General features: G+C 65.2%; 1 protein-coding gene. It reads right to left on the bottom strand.

Features of this window, described 5'->3' with window-relative positions; genetic code table 11:
- Window positions 1-1568, bottom strand: a 1568-nt coding sequence (traG, locus tag CWO89_RS44050; protein WP_130584365.1) for a Ti-type conjugative transfer system protein TraG, incomplete at both ends; no start/stop codon positions are given.

The raw sequence follows: 1568 nt of genomic DNA, 5'->3' as shown, positions 1-1568 counted from the left end.
GATGGAACCTGTTCTCGCCGACGCACGCCCGCATGTCGGTGCGCCGGAACCAGATGGCGCGGCCGCAGCGTAGCGGCGGATTGCCGGCGGTGAAGATGATCTGCTCGTCCGTCCGCATACGTAGCACCTCATGCGGCAGCATGAGCGCCCGGCGCGCGAGCTGCTTGGACCGCGTCCGGGAGGAACCCGACATCTGCGAGGACCGGCTCAGCTGATCAACCTCGACCGTCGTGTCACCGCAGCGCTTGGAGATGTAGTCCGCCGTCTCGGGATCGTTGATCGCCGAGAACGAGATCCAGGACGCACTCTCGAACCACTTGCTGGTGGCATCACAGCCGCCATAGGCCTCGCGCATCTGGCCGATCGACTGGTAGAGCATCAGCAGGGTGATGCCGTATTTACGACCCGCGTCGCGCGCAGTTTCGAGAATGCGTAAGTACCCGAGGCGGGCGACCTCATCGAGCAGGAACAGCGTGCGGCCGGTCACTTCGCCATTGCGATTGTAGATGGCGTTAAGCAGCGCGCCGATGATGACGCGGGCGAGGCCGGCGTGGTTCTCCAGTGTCTTCAGGTCGAGATTGATGAAGACGTCCGTCCGGCCCTCCGAGAGCTCGGCCGTCGTGAAGCTCGACCCGGACACCAGCGCGGCATAGTTGGCATAGGAGAGCCAGTGGGTTTCCTTCACGGCGTTGGCGTAGACGCCGCTGAAGGTCTCCGGCGTCATGGCGATGAAGGGCGCGACATTCTCCTTCACGAAGGCGGATTCCGAGTTGTCGTAGATCGATTGAAGCCGCTGGCGCAGCTTCGGCTCCGGCTCGGACAGGTTGGCCCGGACCTGGCGCAGGTGCTGGTCCTTCTTCTCCGTGTGACCGGACAGGCAGACATCGGCGGTCAACGCCGTCAGCAGCTGCAACGCCGAGGCACGAAAGAAGTCGTCCCGCGCCGAGCCCTGGCGCGGATTGTCGGTCATGACCCATGACGCGACGGCGGCAATGTCCTCTTCCTTGGTTGCGCCGTGCTGGCCGATCCAGTCGAGCGCATTGAAGCCAATTGCCGAGGAGCGCGGGTCGAGCACGAAGACCTGGCGACCCGCCCCGTGCCGGTGTCTCGTGACTATCGGTGCGACCTCGTTAGAGGGGTCGAGGACGACCAGTCCGCTGCCCCATTTGAGCGCTGTCGGCACCGTGACGGATGTTGTCTTGAAGCCGCCGGAACCGGCGAACACGATGCCGTGCGACGAGCCGAAGGACGCATCGAAACAGAGCAAAGCAGACTTGCCGCCGTCGCCCCATGCCTCGGCGTCATCGGCGCGGAAGGACTGGTCGGCCACCGCATCCCGATCGACGCGATAGCGCTCCCCGACCACGATGCCACCCGCCTCCGGGAACAGCCGCGCAGCCTCGGTCATCGTCATCCAGTCCGACTCGCCATGGATGGCGCGTTGGCCGCGAATGCGGCGCGGCGCTGTGGCTGCGAAGGCGGCGTTGCCCTTCATGGCCACCCGCAGCCCGAACACGGCCGCGAACGCAGCGATGATCGCTCCGATGATGGTCGAGGGATCGGCATAA

The sequence above is a fragment of the Bradyrhizobium sp. Leo170 genome (assembly GCF_004296405.1).
In the GTDB taxonomy this organism is placed as follows: domain Bacteria; phylum Pseudomonadota; class Alphaproteobacteria; order Rhizobiales; family Xanthobacteraceae; genus Bradyrhizobium.
The sequence above is the reverse complement of the archived record's forward strand: the minus strand, read 5'-3'. Positions and strand labels throughout refer to the sequence as shown.